This window comes from Streptomyces sp. SID8374 (genome assembly GCF_009865135.1).
Lineage (GTDB): Bacteria > Actinomycetota > Actinomycetes > Streptomycetales > Streptomycetaceae > Streptomyces.
Genome location: NZ_WWGH01000002.1, coordinates 2057008 through 2082505, shown reverse-complemented (window position 1 = coordinate 2082505; position 25498 = coordinate 2057008). Strand labels below are relative to the sequence as shown.

Genomic DNA, 25498 nt, shown 5'->3' with positions numbered 1-25498 from the left:
CCTTCGCTGAACCGGATGTCGCGGGTGGCTCAGTGGCAGGGGAAACCGAGCAGGTGACGGCCGTCGTGGACCCACTCGTGGACGCCTTCGCCCGAGATGAGGGCGGTGGCGCCCTGTTCGGCGCCGACGAAGTACAGCAGTACGAGAGCCAGGATGCCGACGAAGACCGCCCAGGGGGCAAGGGCCTTCGCGGAGATCGGAGTGATGGCGGGTGCCCCGGTTGCGGGAGCGGCGGACTGCGCCATGGCGGAACCTCCTGTGGGAACACGCGTCCCTGTCGTGGTACATCCGACGAAGGTGCTGGGTCTGACTTCCCGCACAGGTACGGGTACACAGTGGCGCGACCGTGCCGGATTCTCACCGGGCTTCCGTCACACCGTCGTCATGGTCGACGTGACCATACCGCCTGTACGCAGGCACCGCCATGGTGCAATCTGCGGAGCTTCGGGCCGCGAATCGCCTGCCGGTCACGGGCGTTGGGGCCTTTCCGGAACGACTTGAGGCAGGAACATGACAGTACGGGTGATGTTGGTCTCACCGGCGATGAACGCGGCGCTCCGGGAGGCCCGTTTCGACGGTGACGCGCCGCTGGACCCGGCCGGGGAGCGGAGCGCCAGGGCGGCGGCGCCCGCCCTGCCGAGGTCCGGGACGGTTCTCAGCGGCCCGTCCGAGCGGTGCCTCGGGACCGCGGCCGCCCTCGGTCTCGCCGCCCGCCCCGAACCGGCGCTCACCGGCTGGGACCTCGGGCGCTGGAGCGGTCGGCGCCTCGACGAGGTGGGCGCCGCCGAACCCGCCGCCGTGGCCGCCTGGATGGGCGACCCCTCGGCGGCCCCGCACGGGGGCGAGTCGCTGCGGGAGTTGGTGGAGCGGGTGGGCGGCTGGCTGGACGGAGTCCCCGGCGCCGAGGACGGGGGCGTCCTCGCGGTCGCCGAACCCGCCGTCGTACGGGCCGCTGCCGTGCACGCGCTCGCGCTGCCGGTGGAGGCGTTCTGGCGGCTGGACGTCGCGCCTCTGGTCCTCACGGAGCTGAGCGGTCGGTCGGGCCGGTGGAACGTCCGGCTGGGGCGCCCGCTCACCGCGCCTCAGGGTTCCTGAGAGCCGCCCCGCAGGAACCCTGACTGCTCTGCCGCCCCTCTCAGAAACCCTGAGTGCCGCCCGCCTCCCGCCAGTCCGGCCGCAGCAGCACCGCCGTGGCCACGATGCCGTCCTCGACTCGCCACCTGCCGTCCAGCACCGGCGGCAGGGCCGGATCCGTGCGCACCAGCCGGGCTGTGAAGGTGCCTCCCACCCGGTCGTCGTCATCCCGGTGGAAGGTCAGGTCCGCCTCGTCGAAGTCCAGCTCGGTCAGGGTGAGCGGGTACCAGGTCTTGAAGACGCTCTCCTTGGCGCTGAACACCAGCCGGTCCCAGTGGATCCCGGCCCCCACCGCGAACCGCGCACGCTCCGAGGGGCGGACCACCAACTCCCCCACGCCTTCCGGCAGCGGGGCGTGCGGCTCGGCGTCGACGCCGAGCGACAGCACGTCCGCCGCGCGCGCCAGCGCCGCCGCCCGGTACCCGTCGCAGTGTGTGAGGCTGCCGACGATCCCGTCGGGCCACAGGGGCATCCCGCGTTTGCCGTGGAGTACGGCGACGGGTTCCAGCCCGAGCCCGCCCATGGCCCGCCGCGCGCAGGCCCGCGCGGTCGTGAAGTCGTTGCGGCGTTTGGGCACGCTCCGGGCGACCAGCTCCTCCTCCTCGGGGAAGAGGGTTCCCTCCGGCAGGCTCTCCTCGCGGGTCGCGGCGCAGGAGACGTACGCGGGCAGCAGTCTCTCGATCACAGGGAGCCTCCGGAGGTAGCGGTGCCGGTACGGGCCGGGGGCGCGGACTCCTGCTCGTACGGGAGGATCTGGCGCAGCAGGCCGCGCGGGTGGCCGCGCTCGCGCCACTCCCGTGGGTAGCCGATCGAGACCTCCTCGAAGCGGACGCCGTCGTACCAGGTCGTCCGGGGGATGTGGAGGTGCCCGTAGACGACGGCGGTGACGTTGAAGCGGCGGTGCCAGTCGGCGGTGAGTTCGGTGCCGCACCACTGGGCGAACTCCGGGTACCACATGACCGACGTGGGTTCCCGTACGAGCGGCCAGTGACCGGCGAGGACCAGCGGGATCTCCGGGTCGTGCTCGGCGAGTCTGCGCTCGGTCTCCGCGACCCGGGCCCGGCACCAGTCGTCTCGGGTCGGGTACGGGTCGGGGTGGAGGAGGTACTCGTCGTTGCAGACGATGCCGGACTCGTGGGCGACGGCCAGCGACTCCTCCTTCGTGTGCGTGCCCGGGGCGCGGAAGGTGTAGTCGTACAGGAGGAACAGCGGCGCGATCGCCACCGGTCCTTCGGGGCCGGGCCACCGGGGGAACGGGTCCTCGGGGGTGATCACGCCCAGCTCGCGGCAGATCGCGACGAGGTGTTCGTACCGGGCCTGTCCGCGCAGCTGGACCGGATCCTTGTCCAGGGTCCACAGCTCGTGGTTGCCGGGGGTCCAGATCACCTGGGCGAAACGTTCCGCGAGGAGGCCCAGCGCCCACCGTATGTCGTCGGGGCGCTCCGCCACATCGCCCGCGACGATGAGCCAGTCCTCGTCGGACGTGGGGTGGAGGGACTCCACGATGGGCCGGTTGTCGGAGACCGCCGCATGGAGGTCGCTCACGGCCAGCAGGCGTCCGGCCCCCCGTGGGGCGGGGGCGCCGCCGGGCGACGGAACGGCTGAGAGGGCACTGGGCGGTGCGGGATCGCTCGGAGCGGTCATGTGCGCTGGTTCCCCGTTCTGTCGGCCGTCGTGGGGCTCCGTCCGCAGGGTCGGGAGCCGCTGGGGAGTCAGCCTCTCATGAGCCTCCGACACCCGCCTCAGGGTTCGGGCGGGAGCACGTTCCGGCCGGGCTGAGGCCGGGTCAGCGGTCCTTCTGCGTACGGTGTTTGTTCAGCTCCTCCACCGCGCCGAGCGCGTCGCCGACGGTCGTGTAGTCGACGGCGACGAAGTTCACCGGACTGCCGCGCTCGGCCTCGCAGGCCCGGGCCCGCTCCAGCAGCCAGTCGCGGGAGTTGATGCGGCCCGCGTCCAGCCTGCTGCCGCCGCCGTTGGTGACGAAGTGGTTGAGCAGGAAGAGGCGTTTTCCGGTGCCGCCGCGGTTCGGTTCGCAGCTCATCTCGTCGGGGCTGCGGAAGGCGAACGGGGTCTCCATGCCGTACCGGTAGAAGTTGCGGTACCAGGGCGCCGGGCCGTCCGCCTTCTCGGCGAACACGACCAGCCGGCGGCCGCTGTCGATCATCTCCTCCAGCTTCGGCCACGGCTCCTCCGGGTCCTCGGACGGGGTGTGGAGCAGCTCCCCGAGCCCGGCCCGGCGGAACGCCTCGGCGGTCTCCTCGGCGCCGATGTCGTCCTGGACGATCAGCGTCACGATCTCGGTGGGGTGGGCGCGCAGCCAGGCGCCGATGTCCTCCAGGGCGGGGCCCAGTTCGATCGCGCCGGCCCGGCAGACGCTGTGGCAGAGCCAGAGGCCCTCGCGCGGCGGGTTGGCCTTGTCGATCGCGGCGGAGATCAGCCGACGCTGTTCGGGGGTGAACTCGGGGTTGTCGAGTCGGGCGGCGATGTCCTGCGGGCTCTCCCAGTGGTACGTGTCCAGCATGAGCGCCCGGACACCGGTGTTGAGCTGGGTGGTGATGTCGGGGTCCTGGAGGGGGCCGATGAACCGGTCGGCGGTGGTGGACATGGCGTTGTGGGCCGTGAGGTGGGCGACTTCGTCGTAGCGGAGCTCGCAGAGTTCGGTGCTGCCCTGGCAGCGGCGGGGCGCGGACGGGCCGAGTACGGGCGGGACGAGCAGGGCGCCGGCCAGTGCGGCGCAGGTGACGCCCGCGGCCACGCCCCGTACGGCGGTGGGGGTGGGGAGGGTGCGCGGGCGGACCAGGAAGGCCCAGCCGGTGGCGGTGAGGAGGGCCCCGCCGACGAGGGCGGTGAGGGCGGCGGTCAGGCCGGTGGCCACCGCCTGGTCGACGGCGTTGCCCTGGAGGTCCTCGACGAGGGCGGTGACGCTCGGCGGCCAGGAGGCCGGGATGGTGAGGAACCGGCCCCCGGTGGCCAGCCGGGTCAGCAGGACGGCGGCCGCCGCGAGGATCCCGCCGCAGGCGACCGCCTGCCCCAGCACCATCAGCCGCCGGGCGAAGGCGCGGGGGCCGGTGGCCCAGAGCACCGCGAGGGAGGTCAGCGCCAGGGCGGTGGCGAGGATCTGGAGGTACGTCAGCCACTGGACCCGCTCGCGCGCCTGCTCCAGGGCGTCGAGGTCGTTGCCCGCGGCCGTCAGGGTCGCGGTGAGGTCCCACGTACCCCCTTGGAGCGTGGTGCGCAGGCCGGCGGCGGCGGTCCGCGACCCGTCGGCGAGTGCGGCGGCCGCGGTCGTCGCCAGGGCGGTCGATACGTCGCCCCTGCCCAGGGCCACCTCCACATCGGGGCGCAGCTCCGTCCGGTCCCGCTCGGGCACCAGGGTCAGCAGGGCGTCGGTGGCGCGGGCCGCCTGGTCGTCGGTGAGCGGCAGGGCGGGCAGGGTGGGCGCGCGGCCTTCCCGGAGGGCTTCGAGCGCGGTGGTGAGGTCGTCGGTGAACCGGGCGAAGTCCGGTTCGTCCTGGTCCTGGAGGTTGGCCACCAGGTCCCCGAAGTAGATCCGGGCGAGGTCGGCCAGGTTCTGCAGCACCGGGTCGATGTCCACGTTCAGCCGCAGTTCGTCGGTGTCGCCGCGCAGGTAGTCGGTGAGCGCGTGGATCTGCTGGTCGGTCAGGGAGCGGACCGTCTCCGGGGGCAGGACGACCTTGATGTTGGAGGTCACCAGCGCCTCGGGGACGGGCAGGTGGGCGAGGAGGTCGCGGGTGACGGGGGCGATCGCCGGGTCGACGAGCACCTCGCTGTAGAGGCGGTCGTACGCCGACTCCTCGTCCAGGACCGACCGGTAGTAGCCCGGCGACAGGACGGTGGCGCGGACCGTCGAGGTGAGCGCCACCGTCATCACGCTCAGCGCGGCCAGCACGAACGCCACCACGCGCACCGCCCGCCGGGCCCGGCCCGGGGGCATGAGGCCGGGCTGCGGGGGAAACGGGTACTCCATCGGTGCGGCGATCACTCACTCAGCCTATGCGGATTATCAGCTTTTATGCATGAATGATGAGATTCGTGCAGGGAGGAGCTCCGCCGTGCACTCCGTCCACCTGGCCGTGCTGATGACGAGTCACAACCGGCGCGAGCGGACCCTGTCGGCGCTGAGCGCCCTGGAGAGCCAGCAGGGCCTTCCGGCCCACGCCACGCTGGGCGTGCATCTGGTGGACGCGGGCTCCACCGACGGTACTCCGGAGGCCGTCCGCCGCCGCCATCCGTCCGTCGAGGTCATGTCGGTGGGCGCGGACGTCCCCCGTAACCAGGCGCTGCGCATCGCCAGCCGCAACAGCCGCAGCGGCGGAGGCGGCGGGGGCTCGCACAGCGGCAGGCCGGGCGGCCCGAGCCACCGGTGGACGCACCAGCTGTGGCTGGACGACGGGGTGGACCTCTTCCCGGACGCCCTCGCCGGGCTCCTGGGCGCGGCGGACGAGGTCGGGGCGGGGGCGGTCGTCGTCGGGGCGGTCCGGGGCGCGGACGGTTCCACGGTGTACTCGGGGCGGCGCGGCCGGTCCCTGACGCTGGTGGAGCCGGGCGGGGAGCGCCCCGAGCCGTGCGACACGTACGACGGGCGGGTGGTACTGCTCCCCCGGGCCGCGTACGAAGTCGTCGGGGACCTCGACAAGGTGTTCCGCCACCGGATGGGCGACTACGACCACGGTTTCCGCGCCCGGCGCGCCGGGGTGCCCGCCTTCGTCGCCCCGTCGCCCGTCGGCGTGTGCGCGCGGGGGCCGGACGCCCCCGGCTCCAGGGAGCCGGGGATCGGGGTGCGGGAGGCGCTGCGGCGGGTGACCTCCGTGGCCGAGCTGCCGCCGCGGCAGTGGTGGGTGTACTGCCTGCGCCACACCTGGCCGTGGGCGCCGTTCCTGATGGTGTCCCCGTACGCGCGGACGGCGGCGCGGGCCACGCTCGGGCGGTGGCGGGCGTGATGAGGGCCGGCCGCCGCCTTCGCGTCAGCTTCTGTCGGCGGTGAGGCCGACGGCGGGGCGGCCGGTGGGCGGCGGGGGCACGGTGGGGCGCCCGCCTGCGGTCCTGGCGGCCTCGGCGCCCGTCGGAGCGGTACCGGCCGGCGTGGGTGGCGTGGCCGGGGCGGGCGGTGTGCGCGGGACGGCGGTGCCGGTGGCCGGGCGGCGGACGGCGGTGCCCGGCGGGGCCACGTACGCCGGGATCCTGAGCAGGGCGAGGACGGCCAGGGCGCTGCCCACTAGCGGTACGAGGGCGAGTGCGGGGTGCAGCACGCCCGCGTACACCAGCGTGCCGATCGCCACCGACGCGCCCGCCCACAGGCCCAGGAGGACGGCCGTGCCGGGCACGGTGACGCGGAGGCGGCGCAGCCGGTGCGTGATGTGGTCGCCGCAGTCCTGGAGCAGGGGGCGCGAGGCGCGGCGGCGGGAGGTCAGGACGAGGGCGGCGTCGGCGAGGGCGACGGCGGCCAGGACGGGCAGCGCGGCCCAGGCTGTGCGTTCCGACGGGGCCGCCACGTGGATCAGCGCGTTGGAGGACGCCAGGACGAAGCCGGTGAAGAGCGAGCCGCACGCGCCGGGGCGGATGCGCGCGGGGTGCCAGTTGTGGAGCAGGAAGCCGGTGAGCCCGGCGAGCAGGACGGCGGGGAGCAGGGCGAGTTCGGCCCTGCCGTCGACGGCCGCGCAGGCGAGCAGCCCGGCGGCGGTGACGGCGCCGACGGTCGCCAGGACCCCGTCGGAGGTGTCGAGGAGGGCAAAGGCCTGGGTGGCGAGGACGATCCAGATCACGGCCAGGACGCCCGCCACCGGTGAGAACCCGGCGAGGTACACGGCCAGCGCGGCGGCACCCGTCTGGACCGCCACCCGCAGGGGCACCCCGAGCGGCCGTACGTCGTGGACGAGCCCCAGGGCGGCGACGATCCCGGCCCCGGCCAGCAGCCCGGTGACGGCCCGCCCGCCGTCGCCCGCCGCGCCGAGTGCCGAGCCGGCGGCGGCAGCCGCGCCGGTGCCGAGGACGACCGTGGCGCCGCCCAGCCTGCGCACCACCCCGGCGCGCGAGGGTCGTGCGCCCGGCTCGCGGCCGGTGCCGGAGCGGAGCGCCGTACGGCGGACGCCCTTGGCGAGTACGACCGTGATGAACAGCGCGGCCACACCGGAGGCGATGATCCCAAGCACGTTCACCTGCCCTGCCTTTCCTCGTTCGTGAACAGCGGCGCGCGGGGCGCCGGGGCGACCGGTGGAACGCGGCGGCCCGGCGCTCGTCCGGTTGCGGTGTCGGGGTGACGTAGGACGCCAGTCGAGTGGCGGTTCTCCCCAACCTACGGGGCTGATGTCCTGATTCACCCTGAATAACACGAAAAAGGTGGTGATTCCCTGAACTCCTGGCCGGGAGGGGCGGAGGGACGAGCCCCTCCGCCCGGGCACTTCAGGCCCGGGTGTCCCGGCCGTCCACATACGTCGTCACGATCTCGATGTCGCCGATCCGCGCGGGGTCCACCCGGTGCGGATCGTCGCCGAGGACCACCAAGTCGGCGCGCTTGCCCGGGGAGAGGGTGCCCGCCGTACCGTCCCAGCGGCAGGCGTGGGCACCGGCGACCGTGTACGCGCGCACGGCCTCCGCGACGGCGATCGCCTCGTCCCCGCCGATGATCCGGCCCGAGACGGAGGCCCGTTCGACCATGAACTGGATCGCCCGCAGCGGGGACCCGTCGGTGACCGGCCGGTCGGAGGAGCCGACCAGGGTGACGCCGTGGTCGAGGAAGCCCCGGCCCCGGTACATCCAGCCGGCCCGCCCCTCCCCCATCACCGTCGCGTAGTCGTCGCCGAAGTACCGCAGGAAGTTGGGCTGGATCACCGCGCTCACCCCGAGCGCGGCGAAGCGGGGCAACTGGTCGGGGCGGATGAGTCCGGCGTGTTCGATGCGGTGGCGTGCGTCGGGCCGGGGCTTCAGTTTCTGGGCCTCCTCCAGGGCGTCCAGGGCGAGGTCGGCGGCGCGGTCGCCGATGGCGTGGACGGCGAGCTGCCAGCCGGCGAGGTGGCCGTCGACGATGAGGCGGGTGAGGCGGTCGGGGTCGTCCTGGAGCCGGCCGGTGTCGTCCGTTCCCTCGTACGGGGAGGTGAGCGCGGCCGTGCGCGCCATCATGCCGCCGTCGGTGTAGATCTTCAGGGCGCCCAGGGAGAGCCAGTCGTCGCCGAATCCGGTGCGCACCCCGAGGTCCAGGGCCTGGGTGAAGCCGTCGTCGGCGTGGGCCGCTCGGGTACGCAGGGTGTCGCCGGAGGCCATCAGCTGGACGCGCAGGGGCAGTCGGCCCCGGTCGCGGAGGAGTTGGTAGGCGCCGAGTTCGACGGGGCTGTGGCCGAGCAGCCCGCCGCCGATGCCGGCCTCGGCGCAGGCCGTGATGCCCTCGGCGAGGCAGGCCCGGGCGGCGTGTTCGATGGCGTCGGCGAGCTCTTCCTGGGAGTACGGCAGCCGCAGCCGTCGGGCGGCGGTCATGGCGCTCTCGGCGAGGAAGCCCTCCTCGTGCTCCACCTCGGGCGGCAGCAGCTCCAGGACGGCGGTGTTGACGACGCAGGCGTGTCCGGAGTCGTGCATCAGGAGGATCTTGCGGCCGTGGCTGACCCGGTCCAGTTCGGCGGCGGTCAGATGGCGGCCCAGGGCCCGCTGGTCGTAACCGGCGAGATCCAGCCAAGCGCCGACAGGTGCGGGGCGGCGGGCGGCCTCGTCCACGACGGCGAGGATGTCCTCGATCCGCTCGCACGGGGCGATGCTCGGCGTACGGGCCTTCAACCCGGCCCAGGCCAGGTGGACATGGCTGTCGATGAAGCCGGGCAACACGGTGGCGCCCTGGAGGTCGACCACCTCGCGGGCCGGGAGGGCGGTCACGGCCTCGTCCACGCCGACGATCCGGCCCCGCCAGATGCCCAGGTCGCGGGCGACCGGGTGGTGCGGGTCCATCGTGAGGACGCGGGCGTTCGTCAGCCTCGTACAGAGCATGGGAGGTCCCTCCCCGTCGCGGTCGGACCCACGGCGCACGGCCGGAGAGCGGGCCAGGCCTGATCCGAACGAGAGACCCTAACCCGCCCGCCCCGGCCTGTCGACGCCGTGGTGTTGTTCCGGCCGACATGGGCTGTCAACCTCTCTGTGAATCATGGGACGTTGTGCTCTTAGGTAAGCCTTGCTTTACTGAGTCGCCGGTCATCGCTCTACCAAGGAGGCACCTTCATGCGGGTCGTCATGTTCGGTTACCAGACCTGGGGGCATCGCACCCTGCAAGCGCTGCTGGACTCCGAGCACGACGTGGTGACGGTCGTGACGCACCCGAGAAGCGAGCACGCCTACGAGAAGATCTGGAGCGACTCGGTGGCCGACCTCGCGGAGAAGCACGGGATACCCGTGATCATCCGCAACCGGCCGGACGACGAACTGGTGGACCGCCTCAAGGAGGTGGCCCCGGACATCATCGTCGCCAACAACTGGCGGACGTGGATGCCGCCGGAGATCTACAACCTGCCCGTCCACGGCACGCTGAACATCCACGACTCCCTGCTGCCCGCCTACGCGGGCTTCTCGCCGCTGATCTGGGCGCTCATCAACGGCGAGCCGGAAGTCGGCGTCACCGCCCATCTGATGGACGAGGAACTGGACGCGGGCGACATCGTCGTCCAGCGGTCGGTCACCGTCGGACCGACGGACACGGCCACCGACCTCTTCCACCGGACGGTCGACCTCATCGCCCCGGTCACCACCGAGGCGCTGGGCCTGATCGCCTCGGGGCAGACCGAGTTCACCCCGCAGGACCGCTCCAAGGCCAGCTTCTTCCACAAGCGGGCCGAGGAGGACATCCGTATCGACTGGAACTGGCCCGCCGAGGACCTGGAGCGTCTGATCCGCGCCCAGTCCGCTCCCTACCCGAGCGCCTTCACCTTCCACAAGGGGCAGCGGCTCGAAGTCGTCTCCGCTGTCGTGTCCGAGGGCCGCTACGGCGGCACCCCGGGCCGGATCTTCTACCGCGAGGGCGACGGCGTCGTGATCGTCGCCGGAGCCGATGCCCGAACCGGCCGCAACCACGGTCTGGCCATCACCCGCGTACGGACCGGGGACGGCCGCGAACTTCCCGCGACCGAGTACTTCACCTCGATGGGCGGCTATCTCACCGGCCGCCCCTGACGATCGGGACCCTCACCCATGCGTACCGCACGTGCCCGGCACTACCTCATGTGCCGGCCCACCTACTTCGACGTGGTCTACTCCATCAACCCGTGGATGGACCCTAAGAAGCCTGTCGACACTCCGCTGGCCATCGCCCAGTGGGAGCGACTGCGCGAGGTCTACCTGAGCCTCGGGCACACCGTCGACACCATCGAACCCGTCCGTGGTCTCCCCGACATGGTCTTCGCCGCCAACGGCGCCACGGTCGTCGACGGGCGGGCCCTCGTGGCACGCTTCCGCGACGCCGAACGGATCGCCGAGGGGCCCGCGTACCACGACTGGCTGCGCGACAACGGCTTCCCGGACCTGCGCACCGCGAGCGTCGTCAACGAAGGGGAGGGCGACTATCTGCTGGTGGGCGACCTCCTGCTCGCCGGGACCGGGTTCCGCAGTGATCCCCGCTCCCACGACGAGGCCCAGGAGTTCTTCGGCCGGCCGGTGATCGGGCTGACCCTGGTGGACCCCGACTACTACCACCTGGACACCGCCCTCACCGTGCTGGACGAGAAGACGATCGCCTACTACCCGGGGGCCTTCTCCCCCGGCAGCCTCGCGGTCCTGCAACGCCTCTTCCCGGACGCGGTGCTCGCCTCGGCCGAGGACGCGGCGGTGTTCGGGCTCAACGCCACGTCGGACGGGCTGAACGTGGTCCTGCCGCAGAACGCCACCGCTCTCGCGGACCAGCTCCGCGACCGCGGCTTCCGCCCGGTCGGGGTGGACCTGTCCGAACTCCTCAAGGCGGGCGGCAGCGTGAAGTGCTGCACGCTGGAGCTCCGGCCGGCGCGCTGATCCACCGCCGTACGCCCCCGCCCGGGCCGACCACCCGGGCGGGGGCGTACGGCGGTGGCCACGACCGGTCCGCCGGCCACCGGCCCCTGTGAACAGGCTCGGTGACGACCGCTCAGGTACCATCGACCGCGCCAAGCATGCGCCGTGGGGGGAGCGGAGATGGTCGCGAAGTATGTCGTCTCACCGCGCGGCGGTCGCGGCGCCCACCCCGACATCACCTCCGCGCTCCTGGCGGCGGCCCGCCGGGGCCGGGCAGCACTCATCGAGATCGCGCCCGGGCGGTACGAGGAATCCCTCACCGTACGGGGAGAGGTCCGGCTGGTCGCGACCGGCGGGCCCGGCTCGGTGGTGGTGGGCCAGGCACGCGGAGCCGCCCTCGACGCCTACGGCGCGGTCGGTGTCGACGGCCTCGTCCTGACCGGCCGCGAAGCCGACACCGTCGCCTGCCATGCGGGGACGCTCACCCTCGACCGGGTCGAGATCCGCGCGTACAGCGGGGTCGGTGTGCACGCCAGGCCCAACACCTCCGTCACGCTGCGGGACAGCGTGGTGCTGCACGGCCGGACCCTCTTCACCGGGGCCCGCGGGCTGGTGGAGCGGTGCCGGTTCACCGACGCCACCGACAACGCGGTCGCCGTGATCGAAGGCTCCGACGTCACGGTCCGGGGCAGCCGTATCGAGGGCAGCCGCATCCACGGCGTACGCGTCAGCGGTGCCCGGGCCGAGGTCAGCGGGTGCGAGCTGACCGGCACCGGGCTCGCGGCCGTCGTCGCGGACGCGCAGGCGGAGCTGGCCGTGTCCGGCTGCGCCATCGACGCCGTGCACGCCGAGGGGATCTGCTTCATCGAGCAGTCCAGGGGCTCCGTGGACAGCACCCGCGTCACCGACGCCCAGCACGGGATCGCGGTCACGAGCGGCTCCGACCCGGTGGTGCGCGGATGCGCCTTCGCCCGGTGCCGGGACACCGGTATCAACGTCCGGTCGGCGGGCCGCGGCAGGTTCGAGGAGTGCACGGTGACCGACGCGGGCAACGCCGCGGTGCTCTCCACCGAGGGCGGCTCCCCGGAGATCCACGGCTGCCGCGTCTCGGGCGGCAACGTGGGGGTGGCCGTCATGGAAGCGGGCAGGGGCCGTTTCACCCGCGTCGTGATCGAGGACCTGACGAGTGTCGCCCTGCGGGTCAGGGACGGGAGCACCGCCGTGTTCGAGCACGTCCGGGTCGAACGCTGCCCCTCACAGGTGGAGACCCTGGGGAACGGCGGCACCACGGCCGACATCACCGACGCGGTGTTCCGGGACTTCGACATGTGCGCCGTCGAGGTCCTGGGCCAGTCCCGGGTGAGGCTGAAAGACGTGTCCGCCGAGCGGGGAACGGTGGGCTTCGGTGTCGGCGAGGAGGCCCAACTCCTCGTACGCGACTGCGAGATCAAGGCGGTGAGCAGGTGCGGGGCCATCGCCTTCGACAAGGGGAGACTCGTCGCACGGAACCTCACGGTCTCCGGGTCCGGCACGATCGGGCTCAGCGGGAGCGATTTTGCCTATCTGGACGTCGCGGACAGCGAGTTCAGCGACTGCGCGGCCGTGGCGGTGAGCCTGCGGGAGCGGGCCGGCGGACGGCTGGTGAACTGCACCGTGGCGGGAGAGCCGGGTACCGGCGTGCGGCACAACGGCCTGGTGGATCTGGTCTCCCTCCATACGTCGCTGCCGGTGGTGGAGGAGGAGAGCACGGAGCCGACCGGGCCGCCCCCGACCATCGTCAACAACTTCAACGCGCCGGTGTTCAACGACGAGGTCCACGGCGTCCAGCTGGCGTGGAACAACACCACGGCCATCCAACAGCAGACCGGAGAGGGCGGTACCCGCTCATGAACGACCCGCGGAATGTGCACCATTACGACGGCCCGGTGTTCAACGGTGCTGTCTCCGGGACCCAGTTCGCCTGGAACAACCAGAGCGCCACCCAGAACCAGCAGAACAACAGCACGGTGGCGCCGGGCTTCGAAGCGCTCGCCGCACTGGTCGACGACCTGCTCCGGCAGCTGCCCGGGGCGGGCCTCGCCGACCGGGACCGCGAGGACGTGGAGGCGGCCGCCGGCGAGGTCCGCGCGACGATCAGCGGGCCGGACACCCCCGAGGAAGGCCGGGTCCGCCGCGCGCTGGCCATGCTCAGGGGGGTGCTGGCACCTGTCGCGGCCGGAGTGGCGGCCGGTACGGCGGCGGGGGCGCAGGAGTGGGCGCAGACGGCGATCGAGGGGCTGAGCCGTAGCATCTGACCGTCTGCCGTCTGCTGTCTTACGCTCCCTACTGGTCTCCCTGGTTCTGCCGCTGCGGCAGCGTGGCCGGTCTCTCCGCGACCGCGCTCGCCCGTGAGCTGGAGGTGTCCACCCGTACGGTGCTGCGCGGCATCGAGGCGCTGTCCGCGGCCGGTGTCCCGGTCCACGCCGAACGCGGCCGGTACGGCGGCTTCGCGCTGCTTCCCGGCTTCCGGACCGAGCTCACCGGGCTCAACCACGACGAGGCCCTCGCCCTGCTGGCCACCAGGTCGGGCGAGGAGCGCACGTACCGGCTCTCCCGGATCCTGGCCGCCGAGGAGCTCGCCGAGCCCGCGCAGCGGCCGGACCGGGTCGATCTGGACCGGGCCTGGCGGGAACGGCGCTGGCAGTCCTCACAGAAGAGGCCGAAGAGGACGGCTGGCTGCGGCTGGAAGTGCGCTTCCGGGCCCCGCGACACGCCGAAGGGGCGCTGTGGAAGCTCGCAGCGGACGCGGAGGCGCTGTCCCCGCAGTGGCTGCGTACCGCACTGCGCGACCGTGCCACCGCGATCGCCGCCCGCTACGGGGCGTCCGCCTGAGCGAGGGGCGCCAGCTGCCGGCTGAGCCGGAGTACGTTCTCGACGGTCCGGGGGTCGCCGGCGCCACGGAAGAGGGGTACGGGCCGGGCCTGGGGTCCGATGAGCAGGCCGGTCCGCCCGTCGAGGGAGGCATCGGTGGCGGCGAAGAGGGACGGCCGGGCGGCCTCGGAGGCAGGTCCGGCAGTGCTGCGTTCGAAAACGCGGCGGACCAGCGGCCACAGCACGCGCAGCGGCGGCGAGACGATCTTCGGTGAGGTCATGGTGCCGTTGGTCATGTCGGTGGCCGCGCCCCCGGGGTCGGCGGCGAAGACCGTCACCCCGGTGCCACGGAGGCGTTCGGCCAGGTGCACGGTGTAGGCGAGGTTGGCGAGCTTGGCCCGGCCGTACCAGTGGAAGCCGTAGTAGCCGCCCGGGGGTTCCACCGCGTCGAAGGTGCGCTTGGCGCTCTTGATCGCGGCGGAGGAGACGTTGACGATCCGGCTCGGCGCGTCCGCCCTGAGCCGGTCGAGGAGCAGCTCGGTCAGCAGGTAAGGCGAGAGGTGGTTCACGGCGAACGACGCCTCGATGCCGTCGGCGTTCCGCTGCCGTTCGGCGAACATCGCGCCGACGTTGTTCACCAGCACCCCGAGTGGCCCTTCGGAAGCCAACCGGGATGCCAGCGAACGGACTTCGGCGAGGGAGGCCAGGTCGGCGGCGATGAATCGCGGTGCCTCTCCGTTCGCGACCGCCGCGATCTCCTCGACGGCGCTCGCGCCTCGTTCGGCGTTGCGGCCGACCACCGTGACGGCGTAGCCGTGGCGCGCGAGCCCTTTCGCGGTCTCCAGTCCGATGCCCCCGGTACCTGCCGTCACTATCGCCCGTCGGTTCATGGCCACCCCTTCACCGCTCCATAAACGGATGAGTATCCGTTTCGATGGGTGCACGCTAACACGAACGGATAGCTATCCGCTTAGAGCAGGAGGTGGGGGCGCCTCGTGGAGCACCCGGATCGCAGGCGTACCGCCGTCAGCGCGGCGGGCGCAGGCCTTCCAGCAGGATGTCGAGGTAGAGGTCCCTGACCTCGCTGTCCCCGGAGCGCACCGCGTGTCCCACGCCGCACAGCAGGCGGCGCACATCGTCGGCCTCGATGGAGCTCCGTACCGCACCGGCCGTTCGGACGCCGTCCAGCAGCTCGGTGACCGCCCGGTCGAGCTGGGCCTTCATCTCCGACGTCCGCGCTCCGCCTTCGCCCGCGGACTCCAGCACGGCCGCGAAGTCGGGGTCGTCCAGCATCCGGTCGAGGGCGAAGCGCAGCAGGCGGCGCAGGCCGGTGAGCGGGTCCTCGGCGACGGCGGCGGCCTTCGCCTCCTCGACCAGCTCCTCGAAGCGCTCCGCCGAGAGCGCCTCCAGCAGGGCGTGGCGGTTGGGGAAGTGCCGGTAGACCGTCCCCACGCCCACGCCGACGAGCCGGGCGATGGCGTTCAGCTGGAGCGAGTTGTCACCGGCGGCCAGCTGTTCGCGGGCGGCCCGGAGGATCCGGGCGCGGTTTCGGGCCGCGTCGGCCCTCAGCTCCCTCTCCTGTCCCGCTCCCTGTGTCATCCGCACAGCATAGGCAGGCGCGCACGGACCGGCGTCCGCCGCACCTGACCCAAACTGTCCGAATCACCACGGGCGGCCGCCACCGGGGTAATAGAGTCGGCCCATGAGCCTGACGCCACGATTGATCGTCCCGGACCCCGACACAGCCTCGACCTACTACCAGAAGGCCATGGGCGCCGAAGAGGTGTTCCGCGCGCAGGACGACAGCGGCCGGGTGATGGTCGTCGTCCTCCAGATCGGCGGCTCCCCGCTCACCCTGTCCCCGGCGGTGACGGAGTGGGGCTGGCTCTCCCCCGAGGACGTGGGCGGCTCTCCGGTGCTCCTGGAGGCGGAGTTCACCGACCAGGACGCCGTCGCCGAGCGGATGGTCGCCGGTGGCGGCACCGTGGTCGTCCCCGTCGAGAACCGCCCGTACGGCAAGCGGGAGGGACGCCTCCGCGACCCCTTCGGCCACCTGTGGATCGTCACCGGCGAGCTGCGCTGACCCGCTGACCCCGGCGGTCGGCGACCGCCATCAGCCCGACAGGGCCTCCTGCACCGCCCGGCGGAGCACCTTCGCGGCGGCAGGAGGCCCTTCTACGTTTCTACGCCTCGGTCGAGTACGTCCTCACGTCTCAGCCGGCCTGCACGGGCCATGGCGAGGGGCGGTAGGAGTAGGCCTCGGTCCCCTTGCGTACGCCCTGCTTGATGGCGATCGGCAGCATCAGGTCCCGTACCGTCCGGGCGGCCCAGTGGCTCGGGGTCATCACCGCGCCGGTCTGCCGGGCCTGCTTCGCCATCGCGGCGATCCGGTCGCGGCGTGACTCCTCGAACGCCCTGAACGCCCTTGGTGCGGTGGGGTGTTCGTGCAGTGCCAGGGCCAGTTCGTAGGCGTCCTCCATGCCGAGGGCGGCGCCCGCCCCCAGGTGCGGGGCCACCGCGTGCGCGGCGTCGCCCAGTACGGCGGCGCTGCCGCGGTGCCAGGTCCCCAGGGGCGGCACCTCGTAGACCGGCCACCGGCCGACCCGCCCTGTGGAGGCGGTCAGGATGCGCCGGACCACCGCGGGGTCGGGGCGGTGCCGCTCGGCCAGGTCGGCCACCCACTCCGCGTCGTCGATCCCGGCCAGTTCGGCGAAGCCGCGCTCGCGGGCGTCCTGGTGGTTCTCGAACCAGCACACGACGCCGGGCTCCACCACCTGGTAGCCGAAGAAGCCGCGCAGTCCGAAGACCATGTGGAACTGGCCGTCGACGGGCAGCTCCCCGGTGCCGATCTCCGACCTGCCCCCGGAGCCGACCACCTTGGTGTACTCGGCCCGAGGCGCGTCGGGGATCAGCAGCCCCCGTGTGGTGGAGTGCACCCCGTCGCAGCCGAGCACGAGGTCGGCCTCCGCCCCGGTGCCGTCCTCGAAGCCGAGCCGCCAGCGGTCGTCGCCGGTCCCGTCCAGCGCGACGAGGCGCTTGTCGCAGTGCAGTTTCGCTCCGGCGTCGGTCGCCGCGTCGCGCAGGGCTCCGCTGAGTTCGCCGCGCATGATGTTGGTCGTCCTCTCCGGGTTCCGCGCGAGCTCCCGGCCCTTGTGGTTGGCGAAGGTGATGGATCCGGCCACCGTGCCCTGTTCCAGCACCCGGTCGGCCAGGCCGAGGCGCTCCAGCACGGCGCGCCCGTTCGGGGCGAGGTTGAGGAATGAGCCGATGTCCTGGACCCGGCGGATGTACGCCTCGTACAGGTCCACCTCGAAGCCCAGCCTCACCAGGCAGAAGGCCAGGAGAGGCCCGGTGATGCCGGCACCGACGACGGCGGCTCGTCGGCGCTGTGTGCTGTTCTCGCTCTTCATCGCGTGCTCCTGATCATGACCGTGGTCAGCGGTTTCAGATGGTCGACCCCCGTAGACCCCCCGTGGCCCCCGTGAGTCCCCCGTAGATCCCCCGTACTGAGGTGTCTTGCCGATCAACAGGCCCGCCGCCCGGCCATGTCGCGCTTCTTTCACCCTTTCCCGGGGTGCGCGGGGCCGTGGCGGCTCCGGTATCGAATCCGGCCGGGGCGGAATCCGCCCGGCACCGACCTGGAACCGGGATCCGGCAGGATCTGACGCACGGGGACCGGGGTCGAAGTCACTTGGGGAGTCGACGTCGAAACCAGGGAGAGAGCGCACTCCGATGAGGCCACCGGCCTCCGGCACCAGCTTCCATGTCACGCGATACGGGGGTCACGACCATGACCACGACCATGCTCGCTCACCGACAAGAAGTCAGATTTCTCCGCTGGCCGGTACAGAGCCGCGAACGCGAACGGCTCCGTGAGGCCGGACTGCCCTGCCTGCTGGTGCTGGAGGGCCAGTCGGCGCCGCCGAGCGACATCTCTCCCACCGAGGACTGGGTACGTCCCCCGGTGGCCCGCCTCGACCTGGCGGCCCGTGTCCACACCCTCCAGCGGCGGACCGGGACCGATTTCGTGCCCGCGCTGGATCCGACCGGGGTGCTCTACTACGGCGGGCACTCGGTGCCGATGTCGGAGGCGCAGAGCGAGATGATGCGATGTTTCCTGGCCGACTTCGGCCACCTGGTCCGCAGGGACCGGCTGAAGGAGGCCCTGAGCCGGATCACCAACGAGGCGGTCACCAGCAACGCCATAGACCTGCACATCATGCGGCTGCGCCAGCGGCTGGACGGCGTCCGTCTGAGCCTGCGCACCGTGTGGGGCAGGGGCTACATCCTGGAGCCCGCCTCCTGAACCGCCCGTCGGCGGACCGAAGGTGTCCGGCCCCTGTGACCAGGGGCCGGACACTTCCGCGTACGGGAGAAAGTCAGCCGATCTGCTCCTGGCGGCGTTCGTGCATCTTGCCGCGCAGCTCGTGGAGTTCGGTGAACGGCATCGTGGCCCGGTCCATCAGATACCCGGCTCCCGAGGTGCCCGCGGTGCCCCGCTGTTCCCCGATCATCTTCGTCACCAGGCCCACATGGCCGAGCTTCCACTGGAAGTAGCCGTTGCCGACGCGCAGCATCCCCTCGATGACCCGGTGGAGGGAGCCGGCCCCGACCCCGGCTCCGACGATCTCCTCCAGGTCGGCGCCGGTGCGTTCCAGGCCGGTGCGGAAGGCCAGGAACAGCGAGCCCGCGCGCTTGGCGTTGCCCAGCACCCGCTCCAGCCGGTGGGACTGGGTGGACTGGGCGCCGCTGGCCGAGCCGAGGTACTGCCGGAAGTGGGCGAAGTCCTCCAGCGGCAGCCGTTCGAGCGCCATGAGCTGCTCGTGCAGCAGGCGCAGCAGCTCACCGGCGCGGTAGAGCAGGTCGACCGACCGCTCCAGGTCGGCGGTGGTCATCGTCCGGAAGTGGCCCTCGACGGCGGCCAGATCGCCGAGGATCTGTTTCAGCCACAGCTCGCAGGTCTGGTGGCTGACGATGAAGAACTGCTCGGAGAGGACCTTGGTGGGGTCGGTGTCGTCCTGGGCGGTGCGCGGCTCCTGGAGCTGGAGCAGTTCGTCGAGTTTCAGATAGGCGGCATAGGTCAGCTCGGCCGATGTCACTGCTGCCTCTTCTCGCGGACCAGGCCGACCAGCCGCTCCACCCCGGTGATGAGCTGATCCCGGTCCACGCAGAACGCGATCCGGACGAGGCCGGAGGCGACACCGCCGGGCCGCAGGGGTTGCATTGAGCCGTCGTGGCCGAATTCCGGCCGTGCGGAGAATCCGCTGCCGGGTACGACCACGACATCGTGGTGGATCATGAGTTCCGCGGTGAACTCCTCGCCGGTCATGCCGGTGGAGGAGATGTCGGCCATGACGTACCAGCCGCCGCCGGGCAGTGCGGGCAGCAGCCCTTCGTCGACCAGACAGGACAGCGCGGCGTCGCGGTTGCCACGCACGTAGTCGTGGTTCCCGGCGAGGTCGCCCGAGGCGTCCAGGGCGGCGATCCCGGCGTACTGGACGGGCGCGGAGGGCGCGATGATGTTCGCCTCCTGCACCATCCGCATGGTGGTGGCGATCTCGGGCCGCGACACCGCGACGTAACCGAGCCGGTAGCCGGTCATCGCCGGCCCCTTGGAGAAGGTGAAGACGCTGTTGACGAGGCGCTCCGCGGCGGGGCGGCCACGCTCCAGCGCGGCGATCGAGAGGTGCGGGCCGGAGAAGGCGAAGTCCTCGTACGCCTCGTCGCTGATGATCTGCCAGCCGTGCTCGTCCGCGATGTCGTACAGGGCCCGCTGGAGCGGCAGGCCGGCGACCGCACCGGCGGGGTTCGACGGGGTGTTGAGCAGCAGCAGCCGGGTCGCCGGGGTGGCCACCCGCCGGATCGACTCGGGGTCGGGGGCGAAGTGCTCGTCGAGTCGGTAGAACACCGGGCGGAATCCGGCGAGCAGGGCCTGTTGCAGATGGACGGGCCAGTGGATCTCCGGCAGCAGGATCTCCGCCCCCGGTTCGACGAGGCAGCGCATCAGGGCGACGAGCCCCTGGCACGATCCCGGGGTGACGAAGAGGCGGGAGGGCTCGGTGTCGATGCCGTTGACGGTGGCGAGCTTGTCGACGAGCCGCTCCCGGAGCTCCATGAGCCCCTGTACGTCGATGTAGCGGGCCCGGCCGTCCAGGGCCGCGGCGGCGAATTCCTTGGCCACGGACTCCGGTGGGCCGAACGCCGGCTCTCCGACGTGCAGCTTGATCAGCCCGGGGTGCTCCCGTTCGCGCTCGTTGGCGATTCGGAAGGACTCGTACAGCCAGGAGGAGGGGATCGCCGAGGCCCTGGCGAACCACGGTGGAGCTGTCTGCGTCATCTGATTCATGCCTTTCCGCTGGTGGCAGGACCGGCCGGGACAGGCCGGCGGGATGGTGCTCCTGGCTGCCGGCTCACGCCGCTCGTCCGCCGTCCACGGACACCAGGGATCCGGTGACCCAGGACGAGGTCTCGGGGTCGATGAGGTGGCACACCCAGGCCGCCACCTCCGAGGCCAGGCCGAAGCGGCCCAGCGGTGTCGCGGCGACGATTCCCGCGCGCAGGGCGTCCGCGCCGTCGCCCGCCGCCGTGTCCCACAGTCCGGTGTCGACGGGGCCGGGGAGCACCGCGTTCACCCGGACGTCGGGCGCCAGCTCCACCGCCAGCGACCTGGTCAGGGAGTTGAGCGCGGCCTTGCCGGCCCCGTAGTAGGACCGGCCCGGCATCGCCACGACCCCGCCGACGGAGGAGACGTTGACCACGCAGCCCCGGCTGGTGCGGAGCTCCGGCAGCAGCGCCCGGGTCAGCAGGGCGGGGGCCACCAGGTTGGTGTCCAGCATCCCCCGCAGGTCCGCCTCGGTGGCGTCCTCCAGGCGGTCGAAGACGGCGTGCCCGGCGTTGTTGACCAACGCGTCGACCCCGCCGAGGAGTTCGCGTGCGCGGTCCGCGATCCGGGCGGCTGCGCCGGGGGCCGTGACATCCACGACGTACGGCACCGCCCTTCCCGTACCGTCGGCCCGCGCCTTCGCCGTGACCTCTTCCAGCCGGTCGGCCCGTCGCCCGACGGCGAGGACATCGGCACCCAGGCCGACCGCGCGGGTGACCACTGCGGCCCCGATGCCCGATCCGCCGCCGGTGACGACCAGCCGCAGGCCGTCCCATGGACTACTCATGCGTCGTACGACCTCCTTTCGCGTACGCCGGAACTCTCCGCGCCAGGTCCGCCAGCAGGGGGGCGGGGTCGTCGTAGGCGTGGAAGTGCGCCCCGGCCCTGATGCCGACGCTCGCTCTCCCCGTGGTCACCCGGGACCAGTAGCGCCCGGCCCCGACCGGCACGAGCGGGTCCCCCCGGGCCATGCAGGCGTGCACGTCGCAGCTGAGCGAGAGGGGGTCCGGGCAGGCGAGGTAGCGCTCGTGGGCGGCGATGGAGGCGCGCAGCGCGGGGAGCACCAGATCGCGCACCTCGGCCTCGGCGGCGATGCCGGGGTCGATGCCGCCCAACGCGATCAGCCGCTGCCAGAGCTCTTCGTCGGGCAGCAGGTGCTCGTCGCGCGGGGGCCGTGCCGGGTCGCCGGGGGCCCAGGCCGACGAGGCCACGAGCAGGACGACGCCGATGCCGGCTCCGGGGCAGCGGCGGGCCACCTCGCAGGCGACGGCCGATCCGAAGCTGTGGCCGAAGAGCACCAGGTCCGCCGGTGCCATCCCGGTGAGTCCGGCGACGATCTCGTCGGCGATCGCGCCGACCTCCGTCAGCGGCGTTTCGGCCAGCCGGTCGCCGTGTCCGGGGTACTGCGCGGCGCACAGTTCGAGCGCGACGCCGGGGAACGCGGCGGGCAGCAGGGGGCGCCAGGCGGTGAAGCCCTCGGCCCGGCCGCCGGAGTGCGGCAGTGCGAGAAGACGCAGCTCGGGGTGCGGATGGCCCGTCACAGTACGGACAGCTCCGCGGTGCACACCCATGGCCGACCTCCCGTTCGCCGATGCGGACTTGAGCATCGCACCGGGGCGGAGGGGCGCCGCCGAATCCTTCATCATTCATTCAGCGCCACCTCGGCGGCGGGCGCGAAAGGTGAGTATCGGGGCGACAGTTCACCCCCGTGCAGGCCCGGCGTCCGGGCCGAAAGGAGTCTCCCGGTGGTCTCCTCCGGCAACGCCGCCGTCTCCGGCACTCCGTACGACGACACTTCCGGCAGCGCTCTCGACCTCACCGATCCGGCCGCCTTCATCAAGAACGACCCGCACGCCTACTGGGCTCGGATGCGCCGCGACGAACCGGTGCGCTGGCACCCTCCGGTGGGCGCCCGGCCGGGCTTCTGGGCGGTGGCCAGGTACGGCGATGTCCAGGACTGCTACAAGGACGCCGCCGGGCTGAGCTCGGCCCGGGGCACGGTGCTGGACGTCCTGCTGCGCGGCGGCGACTCCGCCGGTGGCCGGATGCTGGCGGTGATGGACCGCCCCCGCCACCGGGAGCTGCGCCAGGTGATGCTGCGCTCCTTCTCCCCGCGCGTCCTCGGTCATGTGGAGGAGGCCGTACGGCAGCGGGCCGATGCCCTGGTCGCCGCCGTGGCCGGCGCGGGCGAGGCCGACGCCGGGCGCGACATCGCCGAGCACCTGCCGCTCAACACCGTGTGCGACCTTCTGGAGCTGCCCGTCGCGGACCGGCCCCAGCTGCTCGCCTGGAACAAGCGCGCCCTCTCCTCCGACAGCGTCGAGGAGGACCTCTTCGACGCGCTGGAGGCACGCAACGAGATTCTGTCCTACTTCGTGGACGTGGTGCGTGAGCGCCGCCGCTCCCCCGGCGAGGACGTGATCAGCATGATCGCCCGCGCCGACGTCGGGGGCGGGCCGATGAGCGAGGACGACCTCGCCCTCAACTGCTACAGCCTGATCCTCGGTGGCGACGAGTCGACCCGGGTGTCCACGATCGGTGCGCTGCACGCGCTGGGGACGTACGCCGAGGAGTGGCGGCGGCTGCGCGACGGCGAGGTGGCGGTGAAGACCGCGGTGGAGGAGGTCCTCCGCTGGGTGACCCCGGCCATGCACTTCGCCCGCACGGCCACCACGGATCTGCGGATCGGCCCGGCGGAGGTGGCAGCGGGCGACATCGTCACCCTGTGGAACATCTCGGCCAACAACGATCCGGACGTCTTCGCGGAGCCCCGCCGCTTCGATGTCGCAAGGCACCACAACCCGCACCTGTCCCTCGGCCACGGCCCGCACTTCTGCCTCGGGGCCTTCCTCGGCCGGCTGGAGCTCTCCGCCGTACTGGACTCCCTGATCCGCCGGGTGGAGCGGATCGAGATCCTGGAGGAGCCGCCCCGGGTCTACTCCAACTTCCTCTTCGGGCACAGCGCGCTGCGGATGCGGCTGGACTGAGCCGCCCCCGCCGGGGGCGCCCGGCGGGGCCGACGCGGCTTCAGCCCGTGGACAGCAGGTCGCCCAGCTCCGCCATGGTGGGCCGCTCGAAGATGGCCCGTACCGGCAGGGTCATCCCCCAGTCGTCGCGTACGGCCTTGGAGAGCCGCACCGCCAGCACCGAGTGGCCGCCCCGGTCGAAGAAGTTGTCGTCCGGCCCCACCGTGTCCACCTCCAGTACGCGGGCGGCCAGTTCGCAGAGGGCGGCCACCGGGTCGGCCCGGTCCGCCGGGCCGGACGCGGACGAGGCGGCGGGTTCGGCGGCGCGGCGCTCCAGGGCGCGCCGGTCGATCTTGCCGTTGCTGGTCATCGGCAGGGCCGCCGCCACCTCGACGCGGGCGGGCACCATGTGCGCGGGCAACCGCTCGGCGAGCCGTCGCCGCACCCCCTCCGCGAAGTCGCCGGCCGGGTCGGCGCCCGGCACCACATGGGCGACCAGGCGCGCGGAGTCGACCTCACCGGTGACGACCACCGCACCGAGACGCACCCCCTCGCAGGCCTCCAACGCGGCTTCCACCTCGCCCAGTTCCACCCGGAAGCCGCGCAGCTTGACCTGCCGGTCGGCGCGGCCGGTGAAGTACAGCAGGCCGTCCTCGCCCAGGTGGCCGAGGTCGCCGGACCGGTACATGCGGCCGCCGGGCAGGCCGTACGGGTCCGCGACGAAGCGCTCCGCCGTCAGTTCGGGCCGGTGGAGGTAGCCGAGGGCCTCGCCCTCGCCGACGAGGTAGAGCTCGCCCTCCTCGCCGGGCGGGCAGGGCTTCAGGTCGGTGTCGAGGACCCGGACCTCGTTGCCGGGCCACGGCTCGCCGATGCTGACGGGTTCGCCCGGCCGGACGGGGCCCGCCATGGTCACCCCCACGGTCATCTCCGTGGGCCCGTACCCGTTGAACATGCGCCGCCCCGGCGCCCACCGCTCCACCAGTGCCTGTGTGCAGGAGTCCCCGGTCGAGAGGACCACCCCGCCGGGCAGTACGCCTTCGGGGTCGGTGGCGGTGAGCGCGACCGGGGGCAGCACCGCATGGCTGACCCGCCGGTCGATCAGCGTGCGGCGCAGCTCCTCGCCCGGCAGCACTCCGCGGTCGTCGGTGAGCACCAGGGTGGCCCCCGACAGCAGGGCGAGGGTCACGTCCCAGAAGCCCGCGTCGAAGTTGAAGGAGGCCCACTGGAGCACCCGGTCCCCGGGCCCGGCGCCGATCCAGTGCCGCTGCGCCGCCACCAGCCCCGCCAGCCCGGCGTGCGGGATCACCACGCCCTTGGGGGTCCCGGTGGAGCCGGAGGTGTAGATGACGTAGACGGTGTCCTCGGCTCGCAGCGGGCGGCGGCGGTCCGCGTCGGTGACCGGTTCGGCGGGCTGGGAGCCGGGGTCCGGGGAGGCGAGGTCGATCGTCTCCATGCCGGTGACGTCCACCGGCGGCGGCCCGGTGTGCAGCAGGGTCCGCAGCTTCGCGTCGGTGGCCATGTGGCGCAGCAGTTCCGTGGGATAGCCCGGATCGAGGGGTACGTAACCGGCGCCGCCGGTCGCCACGGCGAGGGCCGCCACCACCTGGTCGATGCCCCGGGGGACCGAGATCCCGACGAGGTCGCCGGGGCCGAGACCGGCCGCGAGGAGGCGCCGGGCCAGCCGGTTCACCCGGTCGGCCAGTTCGCCGTAGTCGACGGAGGCGCTCTCGCTCTCCACCGCCGGGAGGTGCGCGTGCCGGGCCGCCACCCGCTCGAAGAGGGCGGGAAGGGTGTCCGCCGCAGGCGCGGCACCGGAGGCGTCCAGGCGTACATCGGGCCAGACGCGTTCGACGTACGCGCCCGCCAGGGCCCGGCTGGTGGCGGGCCGCTCCACCCGCCATCCGGCCGGGGACGGCAGCCGGGCGGGCCACAGCGACCGCTGGCCGAGCGGGTTGCACAGGACCAGGTAGCTCTCGTCGGGCTCTTCGAAGGGGTTGGCCGGCATGGAGCTACCTCCCGTGTGACGGTGCCGCTGGACGGGATCGGGCGCCGTGCGAGGGCGCCGCACGCGACACAGGTGCCCTCACCCTGACCCCGGGGACCGGGCGGGCCCGGGTGGCGAGAAAGGAACGTGAAGGTCCTCTCAGCTTTCTTTCAGTTCCGGCGGCCGGGGCCGTGACCGTCGTTACGTTGC

Annotated in this window: 23 protein-coding genes and 1 pseudogene; 10 read left to right on the top strand and 14 right to left on the bottom strand. The window is 72.6% G+C overall.

Annotation, left to right across the window (positions count from 1 at the left end; genetic code table 11):
• Nucleotides 1-29: 29 nt before the first annotated feature.
• Nucleotides 30-245 (bottom strand): CbtB-domain containing protein, encoded by a 216-nt coding sequence (locus GTY67_RS32465; protein ID WP_030565757.1) that lies wholly within the window; start codon nt 243-245, stop codon nt 30-32.
• A gap of 265 nt (nt 246-510) precedes the next feature.
• On the opposite strand from GTY67_RS32465, the gene GTY67_RS32460 reads away from it, so the two are divergent.
• Entirely contained in the window at nt 511-1095 is a 585-nt protein-coding gene (locus GTY67_RS32460) for a histidine phosphatase family protein (protein ID WP_161281397.1), read from the top strand.
• Nucleotides 1096-1135: 40 nt separating this feature from the next.
• Here GTY67_RS32460 and GTY67_RS32455 read toward each other — a convergent pair whose 3' ends face one another.
• The 3 genes from GTY67_RS32455 to GTY67_RS32445 form a co-directional block, all read right to left on the bottom strand.
• Complete coding sequence (locus tag GTY67_RS32455; RefSeq protein WP_161281396.1) at nt 1136-1819, bottom strand: 4'-phosphopantetheinyl transferase superfamily protein; 684 nt, start codon at nt 1817-1819, stop codon at nt 1136-1138.
• The gene (locus GTY67_RS32450) at nt 1816-2778 is read right to left on the bottom strand and encodes a metallophosphoesterase (protein ID WP_093692429.1); all 963 of its coding nucleotides are present in this window, start codon (nt 2776-2778) and stop codon (nt 1816-1818) included. Before GTY67_RS32450 ends, GTY67_RS32455 begins: the two co-directional genes overlap by 4 nt.
• Nucleotides 2779-2920: 142 nt before the next feature.
• Nucleotides 2921-5089, bottom strand: coding sequence for a PI-PLC domain-containing protein (locus GTY67_RS32445; RefSeq protein ID WP_161281667.1), 2169 nt, complete (start codon nt 5087-5089; stop codon nt 2921-2923).
• Between the two features lie 118 nt (nt 5090-5207).
• Here GTY67_RS32445 and GTY67_RS32440 point away from each other — a divergent pair, with 118 nt between their 5' ends.
• On the top strand, nt 5208-6095 hold the full coding sequence (locus GTY67_RS32440; RefSeq protein ID WP_161281395.1) for a glycosyltransferase family 2 protein: 888 nt from the start codon (nt 5208-5210) through the stop codon (nt 6093-6095).
• A gap of 24 nt (nt 6096-6119) precedes the next feature.
• Here the strand turns inward: GTY67_RS32440 and GTY67_RS32435 are convergent, their stop codons facing one another.
• Nucleotides 6120-7310, bottom strand: a complete 1191-nt coding sequence (locus tag GTY67_RS32435) for an MraY family glycosyltransferase (protein WP_161281394.1) — start codon at nt 7308-7310, stop codon at nt 6120-6122.
• A gap of 244 nt (nt 7311-7554) precedes the next feature.
• Nucleotides 7555-9123, bottom strand: a complete 1569-nt coding sequence (locus GTY67_RS32430) for an amidohydrolase (RefSeq protein WP_161281393.1) — start codon at nt 9121-9123, stop codon at nt 7555-7557.
• A gap of 228 nt (nt 9124-9351) precedes the next feature.
• Here GTY67_RS32430 and GTY67_RS32425 point away from each other — a divergent pair, with 228 nt between their 5' ends.
• The 5 genes and pseudogenes from GTY67_RS32425 (at nt 9352) to GTY67_RS32405 (ending at nt 13977) form a co-directional block, all read left to right on the top strand.
• Entirely contained in the window at nt 9352-10296 is a 945-nt protein-coding gene (locus tag GTY67_RS32425; RefSeq protein ID WP_093689518.1) for a methionyl-tRNA formyltransferase, read from the top strand.
• An 18-nt stretch (nt 10297-10314) separates the two neighbouring features.
• Nucleotides 10315-11127, top strand: coding sequence for a dimethylargininase (gene ddaH / locus GTY67_RS32420; protein WP_093689516.1), 813 nt, complete (start codon nt 10315-10317; stop codon nt 11125-11127).
• Between the two features lie 159 nt (nt 11128-11286).
• Nucleotides 11287-12996: a right-handed parallel beta-helix repeat-containing protein gene (locus GTY67_RS32415; RefSeq protein WP_161281392.1), complete on the top strand. Its 1710-nt coding sequence runs from the start codon at nt 11287-11289 to the stop codon at nt 12994-12996.
• A complete protein-coding gene (locus GTY67_RS32410) occupies nt 12993-13400 on the top strand; it encodes a hypothetical protein (RefSeq protein WP_161281391.1) in 408 nt (135 codons plus the stop codon). The genes GTY67_RS32415 and GTY67_RS32410 overlap by 4 nt, the downstream gene beginning before the upstream one ends.
• Before the next feature lie 31 nt (nt 13401-13431).
• A pseudogene (locus tag GTY67_RS32405) lies at nt 13432-13977 on the top strand (WYL domain-containing protein).
• Here GTY67_RS32405 and GTY67_RS32400 read toward each other — a convergent pair.
• Together GTY67_RS32400 and GTY67_RS32395 are read right to left on the bottom strand one after the other, a co-directional pair.
• Nucleotides 13959-14846, bottom strand: coding sequence for an SDR family NAD(P)-dependent oxidoreductase (locus GTY67_RS32400; protein WP_161281390.1), 888 nt, complete (start codon nt 14844-14846; stop codon nt 13959-13961). The pseudogene GTY67_RS32405 and the gene GTY67_RS32400 overlap by 19 nt on opposite strands.
• A gap of 136 nt (nt 14847-14982) precedes the next feature.
• Entirely contained in the window at nt 14983-15555 is a 573-nt protein-coding gene (locus GTY67_RS32395; RefSeq protein WP_161281389.1) for a TetR/AcrR family transcriptional regulator, read from the bottom strand.
• Nucleotides 15556-15658: 103 nt separating this feature from the next.
• Between GTY67_RS32395 and GTY67_RS32390 the strand changes: the two genes are divergently transcribed.
• Entirely contained in the window at nt 15659-16039 is a 381-nt protein-coding gene (locus GTY67_RS32390) for a VOC family protein (RefSeq protein WP_237502968.1), read from the top strand.
• 130 nt (nt 16040-16169) lie between these two features.
• On the opposite strand, the gene GTY67_RS32385 is transcribed toward GTY67_RS32390, so the two are convergent.
• Nucleotides 16170-17366 carry an NAD(P)/FAD-dependent oxidoreductase gene (locus GTY67_RS32385; RefSeq protein ID WP_161281388.1) on the bottom strand — a complete coding sequence of 399 codons (1197 nt, stop codon included), beginning with the start codon at nt 17364-17366 and terminating at the stop codon, nt 16170-16172.
• Nucleotides 17367-17746: 380 nt separating this feature from the next.
• Here GTY67_RS32385 and GTY67_RS32380 point away from each other — a divergent pair, with 380 nt between their 5' ends.
• Complete coding sequence (locus tag GTY67_RS32380) at nt 17747-18262, top strand: helix-turn-helix domain-containing protein (protein ID WP_237502967.1); 516 nt, start codon at nt 17747-17749, stop codon at nt 18260-18262.
• Between the two features lie 73 nt (nt 18263-18335).
• On the opposite strand, the gene GTY67_RS32375 is transcribed toward GTY67_RS32380, so the two are convergent.
• From GTY67_RS32375 to GTY67_RS32360, 4 genes are all read right to left on the bottom strand, one after another.
• Nucleotides 18336-19055, bottom strand: coding sequence for a tryptophan 2,3-dioxygenase family protein (locus GTY67_RS32375; protein ID WP_093689504.1), 720 nt, complete (start codon nt 19053-19055; stop codon nt 18336-18338).
• Nucleotides 19052-20293, bottom strand: a complete 1242-nt coding sequence (locus GTY67_RS32370; protein ID WP_161281387.1) for a pyridoxal phosphate-dependent aminotransferase — start codon at nt 20291-20293, stop codon at nt 19052-19054. The genes GTY67_RS32375 and GTY67_RS32370 overlap by 4 nt, the downstream gene beginning before the upstream one ends.
• A 73-nt stretch (nt 20294-20366) precedes the next feature.
• Nucleotides 20367-21125 carry an SDR family oxidoreductase gene (locus tag GTY67_RS32365; protein ID WP_093689500.1) on the bottom strand — a complete coding sequence of 253 codons (759 nt, stop codon included), beginning with the start codon at nt 21123-21125 and terminating at the stop codon, nt 20367-20369.
• Nucleotides 21118-21879 carry an alpha/beta fold hydrolase gene (locus GTY67_RS32360; RefSeq protein WP_343238799.1) on the bottom strand — a complete coding sequence of 254 codons (762 nt, stop codon included), beginning with the start codon at nt 21877-21879 and terminating at the stop codon, nt 21118-21120. Before GTY67_RS32360 ends, GTY67_RS32365 begins: the two co-directional genes overlap by 8 nt.
• A 204-nt stretch (nt 21880-22083) precedes the next feature.
• On the opposite strand from GTY67_RS32360, the gene GTY67_RS32355 reads away from it, so the two are divergent.
• A complete protein-coding gene (locus GTY67_RS32355) occupies nt 22084-23325 on the top strand; it encodes a cytochrome P450 (RefSeq protein WP_161281386.1) in 1242 nt (413 codons plus the stop codon).
• 40 nt (nt 23326-23365) lie between these two features.
• Here the strand turns inward: GTY67_RS32355 and GTY67_RS32350 are convergent, their stop codons facing one another.
• Entirely contained in the window at nt 23366-25309 is a 1944-nt protein-coding gene (locus GTY67_RS32350; RefSeq protein WP_161281385.1) for an amino acid adenylation domain-containing protein, read from the bottom strand.
• Between the last annotated feature and the right edge of the window lie 189 nt (nt 25310-25498).